Below are 2,182 nucleotides of genomic sequence, written 5' to 3'. Positions count from 1 at the left end.
CGGAAGACACCGCAGGTCACGCCACCGCCCGGAATGCCGGAAAACTCACCCGCCCCCGGTGAATAGCTACCACCGAACGCCCATAGATCGACCGGGAAGGCGGGATGAGCCCATTTGCCACGTGGAACGAGGCCATAGAACGTCACCCCAGGCAATTCATCCCCGCCATGAATGACCTTCAACACCTCACGGGCCAGTGTCATCGTAGCCCCCACTTCGAGAGCTGATTAGGCGTCGAAATCGACAATGATCCGAGCTGCCCAACATGAGACCATTCTTCATACACGAAGACTGCGATCTCTGTTCCATCAAGATCACCCAAAAATCTCTTAACGCATGTTCCACCAAGCTCGCGGTCAACCGTCACCCTCGGCCCAAGGCAGCGCAGACCGACCCCAACAACGCCTACGGTCGGCCGCCACGCTCAGTATTCGCGATGGACGCCCGCGCGCCTCAGTCATGAGCTCTCCAAGATCCGCCACCCGGATTACCCGTTCAAGGCGGCACGGCGAGGCACTAGCCAAATAAGAGTCAATTGTGCAGGCTTTACCAATAGCGAAGGTTCACTGCATCCCGAAGCAGGGAGGCATCCAAGTCCAAGTTGGCCACCCGCCATTCGTAATACGCAAAGTAGCGAAGTGGAAGTGTTACAATTATCATAAGGATGATGACAACTGGAAGAACAAACCAAATCTTTGGGAAGACAAAGAAGCAGGCAAGCGCTAGCGGCATAGCCCGAACGCACCACACGCTTAGCCTATAAAAGATCAAGCTCCGATAGCCCGAGGGAAAACTACCTTTCTCCTCTTGCTTCATTAGGCAACTCCCGCAAATATGAACAATGTTGGCCAAACGGATGAAACGGATGAAACGGATGAAAGTAGTTTCATCATCGATGCGTTATAAGCTAGCACCGTGAACCTAATAGTTCAAGAAGTTTCCGTCAACAACTTTCCATGACCCCATACCTCCAACGAAGATCGACTTTCCGGTCCCGACCTGAAAAGCCCCTCCGTGCCAATTATCACCATCAGCCGTCCTTCCACCCAGATAACACCCACCAACAACAACCGCACCACACCCCTGGTAGTAGCCACTATCCCTCATCTCCTCGGGAGCAACGGAGGTTGCCCCCCAGGTGTATGCGGGACCACAGCAGCCAATTCCCCCAACCTCTATATATAGACCTTTTTCATTCCCGGCAACTCCATAGCAGAGGACACCGCAGATCGACCAACTGTAGTATTGATGACTGAGTGGGTGACTTGAAGCATCCTGTTGTTGAGCGACGAAACCAAGACAGTTTTTCGAGCACCGAAGATACGAGCTTTGATCTACGCCGAGCATGTTAGCAATGAGGCGTTCCAGATCCTCCGGCGCTTGATTCTCAATCTCCTCACAACGATCTGGCGAATTGTAGCAAAATGTTCTCACTCGCACGACGTAGAGATCAGAATCGGCGAGTTGCCCGTAAGTCATTCCGAAGATCAAATTTGCAGTCTGATCCAAAGATCTACTCGGCTTACCCTCTTTGGTTCGACTAGGCCTTTCAGGGTCTGCACCTAGAGTAATTTGCCCTTCCGCACTGTAATCGGATGGCTCACTTGTGTCTGAGATTGCGGCGGAGGAACTTGGCAAGGTACGAGATCCGCCGCCATAGTTGTCTTCGAAATAATAGAGACCGGTGGGGTCGGTCCATGTGACGGGGTTGTTGTTTGAGTACGAGTAGCCGTGCATCTGTTGCAGGTCGGCCAGGTCCACGACCGGGTCGACGCTGATGAACCGGCCATGTTCAGGTTCGTACTGACGGGCACCGACGTGGGTGAGTCCGGTGGGGTCGATGTCGCCGCCGACAAAGCCTTTCAGGTTCGGCCAGGTCGGCGTACTGGCACCGCGTGGTTCGCCGTACGGGGTCTGCCGACGCTGAGTGACGGCCTGTCCGCCAGTGTGTGCGATGGCGATGCTCTGAGTGGAGTGATGATCCGTGACGAGCCACTTGTGGCCGAAGGAGTCGCGCATCGCGAACACGCCGTCGACGTAACTGTAGTAGCGGGTAGCGGCCTTTGTCTCGGTGGAGGTGGTGTAACGGATTTCCATGCCCGGTAGGTATACACGGCCCCGGCGTTGTTCCTCTATGCCTGATTTGATCACGGTTTGTTAGATGCGGTAGACGGCGAAGGCG

2 protein-coding genes are annotated in these 2,182 nt (G+C 54.7%); both read right to left on the bottom strand.

Features of this window, described 5'->3' with window-relative positions:
* On the bottom strand, positions 1-203 hold a 203-nt coding region (locus ACFHVL_RS31145), incomplete at its 3' end, for a hypothetical protein (protein WP_416632196.1).
* A gap of 718 nt (positions 204-921) precedes the next feature.
* Complete coding sequence (locus ACFHVL_RS31140; protein WP_416632195.1) at positions 922-2,097, bottom strand: RHS repeat-associated core domain-containing protein; 1,176 nt, start codon at positions 2,095-2,097, stop codon at positions 922-924.
* Positions 2,098-2,182 lie beyond the last annotated feature (85 nt).

It is taken from the genome of Micromonospora sp. LOL_023, from assembly GCF_048060115.1.
Lineage (GTDB): Bacteria > Actinomycetota > Actinomycetes > Mycobacteriales > Micromonosporaceae > Micromonospora_E.
This window is presented reverse-complemented; position numbering and strand designations above follow the sequence as displayed.

Bases quoted from the DNA above. Each gene is read 5' to 3' on its own strand.
- ACFHVL_RS31140 (WP_416632195.1), bottom strand. From the start codon at position 2,097: ATGGAAATCCGTTACACCACCTCCACCGAGACAAAGGCCGCTACCCGC.